The sequence below is a fragment of the Terribacillus aidingensis genome, from assembly GCF_900215625.1.
Classification (GTDB): Bacteria; Bacillota; Bacilli; order Bacillales; family Amphibacillaceae; genus Terribacillus; species Terribacillus aidingensis.
On sequence record NZ_OBEK01000009.1, the window covers coordinates 17,753 to 31,312 of the forward strand.

At 43.4% G+C, this 13,560-nt stretch carries 14 protein-coding genes and 1 tRNA gene; 2 read left to right on the top strand and 13 right to left on the bottom strand.

From position 1 onward, the window contains the following. Window positions 1-17 precede the first annotated feature (17 nt). The gene (locus CRO17_RS17035) at window positions 18-593 is read right to left on the bottom strand and encodes a histidine phosphatase family protein (protein ID WP_097043686.1); all 576 of its coding nucleotides are present in this window, start codon (window positions 591-593) and stop codon (window positions 18-20) included. A 126-nt stretch (window positions 594-719) separates the two neighbouring features. On the opposite strand from CRO17_RS17035, the gene CRO17_RS17040 reads away from it, so the two are divergent. Continuing rightward, window positions 720-793, top strand: a tRNA-Met gene (locus CRO17_RS17040). Window positions 794-944: 151 nt separating this feature from the next. Here the strand turns inward: CRO17_RS17040 and CRO17_RS17045 are convergent. The 7 genes from CRO17_RS17045 to CRO17_RS17075 all read right to left on the bottom strand — a co-directional run bounded on the left by CRO17_RS17045 (window position 945) and on the right by CRO17_RS17075 (window position 5,921). After that, on the bottom strand, window positions 945-1,358 hold the full coding sequence (locus CRO17_RS17045; protein WP_077303802.1) for a S1 domain-containing RNA-binding protein: 414 nt from the start codon (window positions 1,356-1,358) through the stop codon (window positions 945-947). 74 nt (window positions 1,359-1,432) lie between these two features. Then, complete coding sequence (locus tag CRO17_RS17050; protein WP_245864854.1) at window positions 1,433-1,813, bottom strand: FtsB family cell division protein; 381 nt, start codon at window positions 1,811-1,813, stop codon at window positions 1,433-1,435. 7 nt (window positions 1,814-1,820) lie between these two features. Further along, window positions 1,821-2,420, bottom strand: a complete 600-nt coding sequence (yabQ, locus tag CRO17_RS17055) for a spore cortex biosynthesis protein YabQ (protein WP_097043656.1) — start codon at window positions 2,418-2,420, stop codon at window positions 1,821-1,823. Next, on the bottom strand, window positions 2,417-2,701 hold the full coding sequence (gene yabP, locus CRO17_RS17060) for a sporulation protein YabP (protein ID WP_097043657.1): 285 nt from the start codon (window positions 2,699-2,701) through the stop codon (window positions 2,417-2,419). Before yabP ends, yabQ begins: the two co-directional genes overlap by 4 nt. A 60-nt stretch (window positions 2,702-2,761) precedes the next feature. Beyond that, window positions 2,762-3,019, bottom strand: coding sequence for an RNA-binding S4 domain-containing protein (locus CRO17_RS17065; RefSeq protein ID WP_077303933.1), 258 nt, complete (start codon window positions 3,017-3,019; stop codon window positions 2,762-2,764). After that, a complete protein-coding gene (yabN, locus tag CRO17_RS17070) occupies window positions 3,019-4,344 on the bottom strand; it encodes a bifunctional methyltransferase/pyrophosphohydrolase YabN (protein WP_097043658.1) in 1,326 nt (441 codons plus the stop codon). The genes CRO17_RS17065 and yabN overlap by 1 nt, the downstream gene beginning before the upstream one ends. Beyond that, the gene (locus tag CRO17_RS17075) at window positions 4,341-5,921 is read right to left on the bottom strand and encodes a putative polysaccharide biosynthesis protein (RefSeq protein ID WP_097043659.1); all 1,581 of its coding nucleotides are present in this window, start codon (window positions 5,919-5,921) and stop codon (window positions 4,341-4,343) included. Before CRO17_RS17075 ends, yabN begins: the two co-directional genes overlap by 4 nt. A gap of 131 nt (window positions 5,922-6,052) precedes the next feature. Here CRO17_RS17075 and CRO17_RS17080 point away from each other — a divergent pair, with 131 nt between their 5' ends. Continuing rightward, on the top strand, window positions 6,053-7,267 hold the full coding sequence (locus tag CRO17_RS17080) for an MFS transporter (protein ID WP_097043660.1): 1,215 nt from the start codon (window positions 6,053-6,055) through the stop codon (window positions 7,265-7,267). On the opposite strand, the gene CRO17_RS17085 is transcribed toward CRO17_RS17080, so the two are convergent. The 5 genes from CRO17_RS17085 to pth all read right to left on the bottom strand — a co-directional run bounded on the left by CRO17_RS17085 (window position 7,225) and on the right by pth (window position 13,300). After that, the gene (locus CRO17_RS17085) at window positions 7,225-8,028 is read right to left on the bottom strand and encodes a helix-turn-helix domain-containing protein (protein WP_097043661.1); all 804 of its coding nucleotides are present in this window, start codon (window positions 8,026-8,028) and stop codon (window positions 7,225-7,227) included. The genes CRO17_RS17080 and CRO17_RS17085 overlap by 43 nt on opposite strands. A gap of 86 nt (window positions 8,029-8,114) precedes the next feature. Then, the gene (gene spoVT / locus CRO17_RS17090) at window positions 8,115-8,651 is read right to left on the bottom strand and encodes a stage V sporulation protein T (protein ID WP_097043662.1); all 537 of its coding nucleotides are present in this window, start codon (window positions 8,649-8,651) and stop codon (window positions 8,115-8,117) included. Window positions 8,652-8,807: 156 nt separating this feature from the next. Beyond that, window positions 8,808-12,338, bottom strand: coding sequence for a transcription-repair coupling factor (gene mfd, locus CRO17_RS17095; protein WP_097043663.1), 3,531 nt, complete (start codon window positions 12,336-12,338; stop codon window positions 8,808-8,810). Between the two features lie 91 nt (window positions 12,339-12,429). After that, the gene (locus CRO17_RS17100; protein WP_097043664.1) at window positions 12,430-12,657 is read right to left on the bottom strand and encodes an anti-sigma-F factor Fin; all 228 of its coding nucleotides are present in this window, start codon (window positions 12,655-12,657) and stop codon (window positions 12,430-12,432) included. An 82-nt stretch (window positions 12,658-12,739) separates the two neighbouring features. Then, window positions 12,740-13,300, bottom strand: coding sequence for an aminoacyl-tRNA hydrolase (pth, locus tag CRO17_RS17105; RefSeq protein ID WP_097043665.1), 561 nt, complete (start codon window positions 13,298-13,300; stop codon window positions 12,740-12,742). Between the last annotated feature and the right edge of the window lie 260 nt (window positions 13,301-13,560).

Here is a 13,560-nt window from a genome sequence, read left to right on the forward strand (position 1 = left end):
ATTGGATGCAGGTTTTTTTATATATTCGCCAAATGATCGGCCAGATTGTAATCATGCATTTTCCATTTATCTTCAACAAACTGAATGTTGCTTAAACACGCATTCACAAGGCGTGTATTCTCGATGTCGTATTCCCCGTCAGATATGGTAGCCAGAATGGCAGAAATTACTGCTCCATGTGCAACAAGCAGCACTTTCTTCTCTCCATACTTCGCATTTACTTGCTGCAAGGCTTGCATTACACGTTCCACCAGGGCGTCCCATGTTTCCATACCCGGAAAGTCCCAGCTCGGATACTTGGCCTCACGCTCTTCTCTTGTCAGCCCCTCTGCTTCGCCAAAGCCTCTCTCAACAAAGCCTTTCATCTCTATTAGCGGAAGCTGTAATGACTCGTTAATAATATCTGCTGTCTTTCTTGCGCGTTGCATCGGACTAGCTATAATCAAATCAAAATCACTGCCCGCCAGGTAATCACGCGTTGCCTGCGCCTGCTTTATTCCTGTTTCATTCAATGGTATGTCGGTGCTTCCTTGTACTTTGCCAAGCTTATTCCAATCAGTTTCTCCATGTCTTACAAGGCAAATCACATTGATCCCCTCCCCATAAACTATATTCCTACTATACCGTATTCTTAACAGCAAACGAATAATAATTTTATTGTTGACATATAGTATAGGCTGGTGTATTATATTATTTGTGTCTGAAACATATATTGTTATGGCGGTGTAGCTCAGCTGGCTAGAGCGTACGGTTCATACCCGTGAGGTCGGGGGTTCGATCCCCTCCGCCGCTATCCCTAAAACAAGGAATGCATATTGCATTCCTTGTTTTTTTATTATATACACTTGTATAGTAAGAAAAAACCGAATGCTTGAAAGCATTCGGTCAATCGTTTTATATCTTAAGATTTGCATTTTTATCAAATCCCAATATAGACAGCAAGTTTAACCTTTTTTAGCGCCTCTGCCACCGCGTTTTGCTTCTGTGTGTTTCTTAAGGGACGCCAGACGGTCCTCTGAATCCTTCAAGAAGCGATTCATTTTTGCTTCGAAAGTTTCCGTGCGTTCACGGCCGCCGCCATGATTGGACCCTCTATTATTGTTGTTACGGCGTGCTGGAGGCGGATTATCTTTTGCTTTCTTAATAGAAAGTCCGATCTTTCCGTCCTTCTCATTAATAACTTTGACTGTGATCATATCACCAACAGACAAATGTTCATTAATGTCTTTCACATAATTATCGGCAACCTCACTAATATGCACAAGACCTGTAGATCCGCCTGGCAGTTCTACGAATGCACCGAAATTAGTAATACCTGTTACCTTACCCTGATACTTGCTGCCTACTTCAATTGACATAAAAAAAATGCTCCTCCTTAAAGTTTGAAAGAAATATACTACTTATATATTATATAAAAGCTTAGAAAAGGGTGTCAATAAGAGGGCTCCTCTTCGGTGATCTTAAATATCGTTTCACCGTCTTTTGAATAAAAATAGTTCGTTCTGGCTATTTCCAGTACATAACTCTTATCATTCAGAAGCTCGATCTCTTCTTTCAGTTCCTCTTCTTTCTTTTGTAAACTAGCCAACTCTTCTTGTTTCTCTTTGTATTCCGACTGCTTTGCTGAATAGACACCGCGCTGGTGAATATGAAAGCCTATCATCAGTCCAAGCAGAACAACTGCAAAAGCGGCGAACAAGATTAAACGCCGAAAGAGTCTTTTTTGTTTTTTCCGCTGCCGTTCTGTATATGCGTCGTATTTCTTCGTATAACTGGACTCCATCTTCGTTACATTTCGTCTCTGTCTTGCCACGCCGGTTTTACCTCCTTGATCTGCGCAGTGAATCAAATACCTTTGCTGCTATATTCTTCATTCTACTATAGATACCTGCTGAAATGGAGTAAATTTTTCGGTACTTTTTTGGTGTCAGCTTCCAAATCAACCGCCCTATCATACGGATTGGGTACAATAGGATAATAAAAAGCAGCCAAATGAACTTCCATACTAATGTGAGTAATCCTCCAGCCAGTACAAGGAGTCCTTGCAGAAGCCATCGAAGCGGCGTTAAAACAAGTACATACAAGATACGTTTGACGATGAAGATTATCCTGTAAATCACACGAATAAGCCATTCGAGCACACGCCGATAGCTTGTCTGAAATAGAGCTCGATATCCCGCGAATCCGCATATTAGTGCTAGAAGAATATAAAATCGCATTTCTCCCTGATTTACCTGAAACAGCAGGAAGAATAGCAGCAATGCCTGCAGCAGCCAGAATCCGCATTCCATCACATACCGCATGATAATCTGTTTCTTCCAGTGCCGTTCAAAGCGGCGGAATGTATCCATGGCTGCTCCAAGATAAATTCCGCCGGCAATCATCGACACAATAGTGAGGAACTGGACGGTAAGCGTCATTTGAAGAGCTTGCTAAAGATTCCTTTAGCCTTCTCCCCGTGCTGCTCGTCTAAATAAGACAGCTCCTGGATCTTGCCTTTTATTGATACTTTGCCTTCCTGCAAATCAAGATTCTTCATATGCAGGTTACTGCCGCGGATGACCATATAACCCATCTCGGTCTGAAGCAGAAACTCCTCGCTATCGAAGCTGTCCACTTCTTTCACACCGCTAATCTCAAGTGTTTTTCGATTGAACATCTTTATGTCATGATCCGCTTGAACTTTTCGGGTTTGATCCATCGTTACCGCCTCCCTTTATCCCTAACAATCTATGTGGATAGGGACAAGGTTAGAACGGCTTTATTGAACAGGCTCTTCCTTTTTCACTTTATAGAGTGTTGCAGCATCGTCTTTCTTCACTGCTTCTTTAAGCTGCTGCACTTCAATCGTGAGCAGTTTTTGTCCGAAACGAATAGCCATTTCGTCTCCAACAGCCACATTAGTAGATGCTTTCGCTTGGACACCATTAATTGTAATACGTCCTTGATCTGCTACTTCTTTTGCCAGTGTCCGTCGTTTAATCAATCGTGATACTTTCAGAAACTTGTCTAATCGCATCATCGTTCACTTCCTTTATCCGTACTTTGCTTCTTATCAATCACCTGATGCAGTGCGATTTCTGGGTTTATCTTATGATAGCCTGCATAGGATGCAATAGCAAACAGAATCTCTCCAATTGCCGTTTCATACTGCTCGCTCTGCTCCTCTTTCCCATCCAGCTTTGCTAGCAGCTGATCAATATCAGACACAGTTATCTTTTTTGCTTTTCCTAACTTCGCAGCTTTCATTAACTGAGGCACCATCGCTTCTTCTTCCGTATGCGTGCGACCTTGCTCTTTCTTTTCTTCTTGCTTGATGGCTGCCCAACTATCGCGCAGCTCTTCTTCTGTTTCTAACACTTCATCACCAAACACATGCGGATGACGGCGAATCATTTTTTCTGTTACGCTTCGAATCACATCATCAATCGTGAAGTACCCTTCACCTTCCCCGATTTGGCTATGCAGCATAACTTGAAGCAGCACATCTCCGAGCTCTTCAATCAGATTCTCATCATCTTCCTTGTTAATCGCATCAATTAATTCATATGCCTCTTCAATTACATAACGGCGTAAGGATGTATGTGTTTGTTTTTGATCCCATGGACAGCCATTCGGCCCTCGCAATGTCCGGATGACGTCATGAAGTCGATAAAATTTATGATTTAATTCCAATGAAATAGCCGGCGGTACATAAACACTCATCAGATTACTGAACGCTACACTTCTGTCCAGTTCCTCCAGCGCTACGGTTTTGATGCTTTCATTCGAACTGCCTACAGCATCCACAATCGTTACCGGGTATTCCGGCGGAAGATCTTCCAATAATTCCAGCTTCACTTCTGATGCTACCATTTGATCATATACCTGACAGAAGATTAGATGCTGCCTGTACTCGAGTTCATCTCGGCGGAAGGATGTGGCATCTACGAACTGAAAGCCATCAATCGGATCAATCTGAAGGACAGAGAATAAGTCATCCAAAAAGCTCTGGCCGCCAATGATTTTCACATCTACTTCTTGCTGTGCCAGCAGCAGCTGTACTGTTTTTTCTGCCAGCATCGGATGTCCGGGCACTGCATAGATAATTGAACCTTCCTCTGCTTCCCGAAACAAGCTGTTGGCTATCTCTTCATACACCGTCTGGAAATCTGGATATTGTTCATATATCTCATCATACGAATGGAACGTCACACCTTCTTCTTGCAATGTCTGGACGACTGGATGGTCCTTCGTCCTCACAAAAACAGGGTTTGCCTGCTCCTTTAATTTTCGGTAGATTCCGAGTGACAGCTGATTAATGTCGCCGCCGCCAAGGCCGACCACTTCTATTGTATGTTTCATTTTCTTGTTCTCCCTTCCAATCGCAGCAAATATCGGCTGAATGGTAATGCCTTTAATTCAGATCGGCTGAACGCCTTTGTCTTAATTAACGTTATAGCATACAGCAATGCACCTGTTATGACTGCGAACATAACATATACCAATAACAAAATTCGTGTTTTCACGTGAAACAATTCGACAGCAGCTGCATATAACATACCAACTGCGACAACCATGGCCAGCAGTCCGACAAATAAACTCCTCCAGGGCAGCTTGAACAGTTTTATATCCGGTATATAACGGTGAAGCAAATACATATTAGCAGCCAAGATGCAGGTCACAGTCATAACGGTTGCTATAGAAGCACCCATAATACCCCACATCGGGACAAGCCAATCATTCAGCATCCACTTGATTAACAACCCGACAGCAATGACAGCAGCTGTATGCTTCCATTTCCCTAATGTCTCCAGCATGGAAGCGGTTGTTAGTGTGAGTGAGCACACAAAGATTGTGAGCATAAATACTTGCAACGTATATGTACCAAGATCCTCTTTAAAGAGCAATCTGTTAACTAACGGAAAAAGACTTATTAAACCGGCAGCAGCAGCGATGGACAATAAGAAGCTAAGTTTCCAACCGCTATGCAGCAGAGCAATAACAGATGCTCGCTCGTCCAGCAGCTGTTTTTTCGTAATAGATGGCACAAATGCCAGCGCCAGAGAAGAACCTACTACAATTCCCAGCTGAACTAACGGCTGCCCACGGTCATATATTCCTTTCCATTCACGCGCTTCCTCTAAACTAAACCCATGCTCCAGCAAGCCAGATACAAGTGTAAACGCGTCTGCAAACTGCAGCAGAAGCAATAGCATATAGTTTAGACAAATAAAAAAGCCATATACGAAAATCGTTTTTATAACATGGACCCACGCTAGCGACTGCTTCACAGAAGAGATAATCGGTTCCTGCTTTATAAAAAAACAAAGTACCACAATGCCGCAGCAAGCTCCTGCTAATGATGCTAGCGCCGCTTTCGCTCCAATCACATATAAATCACTTCCGCCGCGAACGAGCAGGAACGTAACAACCAGAATCAACCCTACTCGGATAAGCTGCTCTACTACTTGCGAGACAGCTGTCGGCGTCATATTCTGCTTGCCTTGATAAACTCCTCTTAAGATAGCTGTAAACGGCACCGCCAGAAAGATAAAAGACGACGCTTGAAGCGGGACCTTCAGAGCGGAATCTCCCATAAGTTCAGCTATGTGCGGTGCTGCTGTATATAAGAAGGCAGATGTTAAAGCGGCCAAAAGAAACAAAAAAGCACCAAGCGGCACGTAGAACGAACGAAGAGACGGCAGCTGCTTCGGATATTGTTCAGATACTAGCCGAGATACCGCAGCTGGAATTCCATATAAAGCTATGCTTGCCGCAATACCTAGAAAAGGATATACCTGCTGGTAAATGTAGAATCCTTTATCACCTACAATATTTTGGAACGGGACACGATAACCCGCACTTAAGATCTTACTAATCAATCCAGCGACTGCCAGGATAAACGCTCCATGGAAAAGCCGCTTCATTCCTAACCCCATGCACTAATTCCCCCAACCTTTTCTATTGGGATTATACCACGTAGCGTTATGTCAAATCTTGCTTTATCTTTGCGCAAGATTCTATACGACGAAACCCTTTCTGGGCTATATGCTGAACAGGAGGTGAGTATATGTATAGAGATATTTGGAAGAACCGTCATGTAATCTATTACTTCTCAGGAGGTGCTGTATCACAAATTGGCAATGTCTTATCTGGCTTAGGCTTTTTATTTCTCGCATACCGTCTGACAGAATCAAATGTGCAGACTACATGTATAGCAATTGCAGAAACAGTGCCGTATCTTATGTTCGGCTTGATTGGCGGAGCAGCAGCAGATGTAATGAATAGAAAAAAGATGATGATTATGATGGATTTATTGCGCTTTGGAATTACAAGCGTCACTGTTATTTTATATTTTCAGGATTGGCTGAACTTTTATCATCTATTAACAGGCAGTTTCCTGCTCCAATGCAGCGGATGCTTTTTTAATCCTGCTCATCGGGCTGTTCTGCCAGAGCTTGTTAAAGAGAGGCAGCTTCCGGCTGCGAATAGTGCGTGGGACACTATACAGCGATCAGCTTCCTTAGCAGGTCCGATTTTGGCTGTCTGGATGCTGGCAAAAGGTGATATCGTATATCTATTTATAGCAGATGCTTTATCATTTGCTATAAGCGCTGTCTGTATTTCTCGTTTACCACCCATACCTCGTTTAACCAAACAAGAAAGCCTCTCTTTATCTTCTTTGTATAAATCTATGTGGGCGTTTGTGCAATACGGGAAAAACAATTCCGTGCTGGTACGGCTGTTTTCCATCACTTTCTTGGTCGTCTTTTTCAATACATGGGTGTGGCAAGTAGGGATGCTGCTTGCTTTCGAGGAGATTACAACAAACGGGGAGCGTTGGTTTAATGCCTTACAGATATTTTATGGTATCGCAGCTACCATCATCAGTGTTCTCCTCCCTTATCTGCTAAATCAGCTGAACATGAAAAAGTATCTTATCGGAAGTATCATATGGGGGCTGGGTATCAGCTTAATAGGATTTGTATATGAGCTTCCATTTTTCTTTATTGGCGCGCTGCTCATTGGAATTGGTCTTCCAATCAGCAGTTTGACGAGAGTTTATCTTATCCAAACTTCTGTACCTAAATCGATGCTAGGGAGAGCTTTTAGTACAAATACGGTTTTGCTTTATGCAGCTAACACATTGTCCTTGAGTATTTATGCTAGTCTATTACCCGTGTTATCTATTCGAATGTTCATGTTAATAAGCGGATTGGCTATTCTGTTGGTCGTGTGCCTCTATGTTTTCAACAGTCTCTTTCGGAAATCACCTGGTGTCTGACCATAGAGCCGCCGAAACACCGTATGATAAGCAGCTGCATTTTTAAAACCAACTTCTAATGCAATTGTAAGGATGGAGGCATCTGTCTGCTGCAGCAGCCGCTGGCTTTTCACGACACGGAGTATTTGCAGCCAGCTGTAGGGAGTCAGACCTGTTTCCTTTTTGAAGTGGTGGCTAAACTGATACTTTCCTAACGAAGTCAATGCCACCATATCATCTAATGTCCAATCCTGTTCATAACTCTGCTTCAATGCATCCAGTACTACAAATATCGACGGATCGTATCCCTCTATATTCCAATTTTCGGCATGTGCGCCTGGAACAAGCCGAAGCAGCAGCAACGCAAGCTGGATTAAACTGTTCTCCATCCAAAAGCGCTGCTCCGTTTCTGTCGTTTGCATTTGTAAATACAAGCGAGTCGTGTCCACCCACTGATGAATCAGAGGATGCTTAAATACAATTTTTGCGAAGAAAGGATCTGAGGCTGTAATGCCAACTTCCCTAGCTACGTCCGACAAGAATGCTGGACTTAATTCTACAATCCATTTCTCAGAGGTATGAAAGAGCTGCTTATGAATAACGTGCGGGTTAAGGAGGAGCGATTCACCGGCGGTAAGCTCCATGTCCTGTTCTGTGAACTGATAGACAGATCTCCCGTTAGGACTGAATAGCAGTTTGTAGCTAAGATCATCACGCCAGATTCTCTCTCCCAGCAAGCTTTTGCGCCATAACAAAAGGCCGTTTTGATGTTCTAGTATCATGACGTCCCCCCCTTCTCTTCAACAGCTTAGCATAAAAAAGAATCCCGCAGCATATCAGCTGCGGAATTCCTATGATTTCAGATTCATTATTCCATTTGTCTCGCAAGGAAGTTAGCAGCAGTTTCTGCAGCTTTTTCCTCTACCGTGCTTAATTCACCGTCATTACGACTGACAATGACAACACAGCCAATTGGATCACCGCTGGCAATAATAGGACTGACTACATATGCCTGTATTTCATCATCTTTTCCTTCTACAAGCTCAACATTTCCCGATTGATTGTAAACAGCAGTTGCTCTGTCCTGCATTGCCTTTTCGATAACTTCTCCAATACCTTTGTTCATGTATTCTTTCTTCGATTCGCCTGCAACTGCGATATATTCGTCACGGTCACAGATCATAACACCATGATTAATTGTAGTAAATAGCGCTTCCGCGTATTCTTTTGCGAAGTCACCTAATTCACTGATAGGTGAGTACTTTTTTAGAATCACTTCTCCATCACGATCAACAAAGATCTCTAGCGGATCTCCTTCTCGAATGCGCAGTGTCCGGCGTATTTCCTTCGGGATAACAACACGTCCCAAGTCATCAATTCTGCGTACGATTCCTGTAGCCTTCATCTTCCATTGCCTCTCTTTCTGTATCCTAAGCTGCTCTGGGGTATTTTCTACTTATTATGAAGAAAAGAAGAATTCACCAGTTGTGATGTTAGTATGATACACATTGGCATAACTATTCAATTTCCTGCCAAATTTTTCGAGGACAATGATAAGACTTTAACCAGCTCGCTTGAATTCCCGCATTGCTTGAATGAATTCCTCTGCAATCTCATACCGTCGGTTATAGGAGTTTCTGTCCCAATTGAACACGATTTTCAGTTTCTTGTCTTCTGTGCCAAGCTGGACCATCCGTCCGTATTGATTCGCGAAGTCAAATAGCTTTCCGCCATCTACATGCTGACTCATATCTGAATCGACAAGTATCTCCATGCGCTGCTTTTTCTTCTTCTCACTAATGGATTCAATTTTCTCACGCTTCGCATACATCTTGATCGTTGTAACGTGGAAGAGATTGGCTACTTCATCCGGATAATCTCCAAAACGATCAATTAGCTCCTCGCGTAAGTCATGGATTTCTTCTTGAGAAGTGCAGCTTTGGAACCGTTTGTACATATCAATCTTCTGCTTTTCATCGCTAATATAGCTTTCCGGTATATACGCATTGATATCCAGATCCAACTCAACTTCGAACGGCTTCATCTCCTCGGCAGGCTTACCTGCTTTACGAGCCTCCACTGCTTCTGTAAGCATTTGTGAATACATGTCAAAACCGACTGAATCGATAAATCCGTGTTGCTGAGAACCGAGCAAGTTACCGGCTCCGCGGATAGATAAGTCACGCATTGCAATCTTGAATCCGGATCCTAGCTCTGTGAATTCTTTGATTGCCTGCAGCCGTTTCTCGGCTACTTCTGTGAGCACTTTATCTTGCTGATATGTGAAGTAAGCATAAGCAACACGGTTTGAGCGTCCAACTCGTCCGCGTAACTGGTACAGCTGGCTAAGACCCATCCGATCCGCATTATTAACGATTAATGTATTTACATTAGGTATATCTACACCAGTTTCAATAATGGTCGTACTGACAAGGACGTCATACTCCCCTTCCAAGAAGGCAAGCATCACACCTTCGAGTTCTGATTCATTCATCTGACCATGTGCAAATGCAACCCTCGCATCATCAACCAAAGCAGAGATTTCCTGCGCTTTTCGCTCAATGCTTTCAACCTGGTTATACAGGAAGAACACTTGGCCATCGCGAGCCATTTCCCGTTCAATCGCTTCTCGGATAAATACCGGATTATATTCCATAACATATGTTTGAATCGGGAACCTGTTTTCAGGTGGGGTTTCAATAACAGATAAATCTCTTACACCAAGCATGGACATATGCAATGTTCGCGGAATTGGCGTTGCCGTCAACGTTAATACGTCGACATTCGTCTTCAGCTGTTTTAGTTTTTCTTTATGTTTTACACCAAAACGCTGCTCTTCATCGACGACCAACAGCCCTAGATCCTTATAGACAACATCTTTAGATAATAGTCTGTGCGTACCTACGACAACATCAACTGTGCCGTTTTTCAAGCCCGCTGTCACCTCATTTTGCTGTTTGCGTGTCCGGAAGCGACTCATTAGTCCGACATTAATCGGGTAGTCTTGAAATCGCTCTAAAATCGTCTCATAATGCTGCTGCGCCAATATGGTAGTCGGAACGAGAATCGCAACCTGCTTGCCATCTGCAATTGCTTTAAATGCAGCACGTATGGCAACCTCTGTTTTTCCGTACCCAACATCTCCGCAAAGCAGCCTGTCCATCGGCCGCTCCCGCTCCATATCCTGCTTAATTTCATCAATACAGCGAAGCTGATCCTCCGTTTCCTGATAAGGGAAAGCAGCTTCGAACTCTCGCTGCATCTCGGTATCTTCGGAGAAGGCATACCCTTTAGATGCTTCTCGCTCCGCATACAGCTTGATCAGTTCATCCGCAATATCTTCAACGGAAGACTGCACACGGCTTTTTACTTTCTTCCATTCTGATCCGCCAAGTTTATATAGCTTTGGTTCTTTACCTTCCGAACCAACATACTTTTGCACAAGATCAATTTGATCGATTGGTACAAATAACTTATCATCGCCTGAATAACGGATCAACATGAAATCTTTCCGTATATCTTGTACTTGCAGCGTTTCTATTCCAACATAGCGACCAATACCGTGATTGGCATGAACAACGTAATCACCAACTGCAAGCTCCTGATAACTTTTTATTCGTTCTGCATTGGATATCTTTTGTTTCCGTTTTGGTCTGGATGTTCGTTTCTTGAACAACTCGTTTTCTGTTAGTACCGCCAGCTTGTGGAAAGGCAGCTCAAATCCGCTGCTAATATTGCCAATAATGATTGTCGGGGTACTTACTGGTAACGAGACACGCTCTGTAATGACCGCTTCCATCTCATAATCAGTCATTACAGCCTGAATTTTTTCTGCCCGCTGTTGGCTCGGAGCCATTAAGATAATAGAATAATTGCTCTTGCTCCACCGTTCTAACTCATTTTTCAATAAATGCATTTGTCCGTGGAATTGCTGCATCGCTCTGCATGTCACATTCACAATGTTTTGCGGCTGCGTATTCGATATATGCCGCAGGAACACACTCAAGTACAGACGCGGCTGTTTCATCTGCTGCAATACCTCGTGCCAATCAAAGGAGAGGCGTAAATCCCTGACAGTCTGATGCGCTTCCAATAAACTTTGATGCCATTCCGCTTCCTCTTCATCAAGCCGATTGGCAGTTTCTTGAATACGGCTCATTTCATCTAGGATAATATAGCCATCCTGTCCAAGATAATCTAATAAACTAGCTGGCTTTTCATAGAAATAGCCAGCATATTTAGCCATCGCAGGGAAGCGCTCCTGCTGCTTCAGTCGCTCCAGATCCTGACTGACTGCCTCGAGCACGCGCTGTTTATGTTCATCTTCTTTCAGCTTACCGATTGTTTCGCCCAACGCCTTCTCCAGACGATCAGCTGCCCTTGCGATATCTTCTTGATCAACGAGCAATTCTGTCGCAGGTCCGATATCAACCATGTTTTGCTTCTCCATTGATCGCTGTGTATTTGAATCAAAGTACCGTATTGAATCGACTTCTGTATCAAATAACTCTATCCTCACTGGGTTTTCTTCTGTCAGCGGAAAGATGTCCAGGATACCGCCGCGTAAGCTGTACTCGCCAGGACCTGCAACCATATCCGAGCGCTCGTATCCCATATCTGCAAGTGCCTTCATATATTGGTCAAGATCGATTTCTTCTCCAACACGAAAAGCCAGCTGATAGCTTTCCCATTTAGCTGGTTGCGGAAGTATTCGTTTTAAAGCAGCTGCCGGCGCCACCAAGACACCATTTTCACTCTGCATCCAATTCCGCAAAGCATCAAGACGCTGGCTGCGGAGTTCCGGACTGGAGATGGCAAGCTCTGATGCTAGCAGTTCATTTACCGGGTAAAGATAAACATTTGAATTTGTACTAAGTTCTAATAAGTCTTCATAAAGTGTTTGCGCCTGTGTCAGCTGGTGGGTAACGAGAATAACCTTACGTCGCACTGCATCCTGCAGCAATGTCGCTAACACACTTCTTGCCGAGCCGGACAATCCGGTGAGAAGCTGTTCCCCCATCCTTGACTTTACCCCATTGATGACGGACTGAATGTCATCCTGGGCAGAGACGAATTGCTTAATCTCTTGCATAATGCCTCCTTCTGCTAGTACATGTCATAAGCAAAAAACGCCTTGGTTGAAGCACCAAAGCTTTTTTATGACAGCAATATTTAGCTATACGTTATTGCATAAAATGATCCAGTTCATGATAGTGCGGATACCGCTGCAAGGTATTTTCACAATCCTCACACGACACTTGGCAAACAATATTTCCAGCGTCCATCTGCACCATTTCCTGATAATCGACTGCGGATAACTGATCCCATCCGAGTGACTTTATATCAACTTTATATTCGTCCAGTTCTGCGAGCTGTGTTTTGCAATGCCGACAACGGTAAATAATAGCCATGATCACGCCTCCGAGACTTAGATTTGACTCTGTCAAAGTCTGCCCGAAAATCGTTCATTTCATACACATGGCAATGTATGTGTCAGCGATTGAAATCGTTCATAACATTCAAGAAAGGCTCCTGAAGCCATGCTTCTACAGCATCAGCAGATTTTTTCACACTGTCTACTATATCTTGTAATTCATCCTTATGGAAACGCTGCAGTACATAGTCTACTACAGGCTGCCGATTAACCGGACGGCCAATACCAAGTCGAAGCCGTTTAAATTCTTTCGTGCCGAGGTGATCAATCAAAGATCGAATACCATTATGACCTCCATGACCGCCCTTCTCCCGAAGACGAATCTTCCCAGCAGGCAAGTCCAAATCATCATAAATGACAGCCACATCCTCAAGCTCCACATTATAATAATTCATGAGCGGACGCACTGCCTCGCCTGAAAGATTCATAAACGTTGTAGGCTTCACAAGTATTACCTTTTCCCCATTTATCATGCCTGTTGCATACACACTATTGAACTTTTTATTTGTTAACGGCAAATTGTGCCGATGCACCAATTCATCAATTGCAATGAACCCAATATTATGCCGTGTCTGATCAAACTTCTGACCCGGATTCCCAAGCCCAACAATCATTTTCATATCTATAAACGCCCTTTATTCACATATTCCATACGAAAAAATGATACCCCAACAGAAAATAAAATACAAGGAAACCGAAAAGCGGAGAGAGACGGTTAGGGACGTAAGGATAAGCAAGGGAGCCCAGAAGTGGAGACCTTTCCCCATACTATCTTCTTCTCCTTGCCACGGTAAAATTCCTCTATCCTGCACAAAAAGCACACCAAGGAGGCTTACTTTCCCATCCTTGACATGCTTTATCTGGGTATTGGTATAGCATA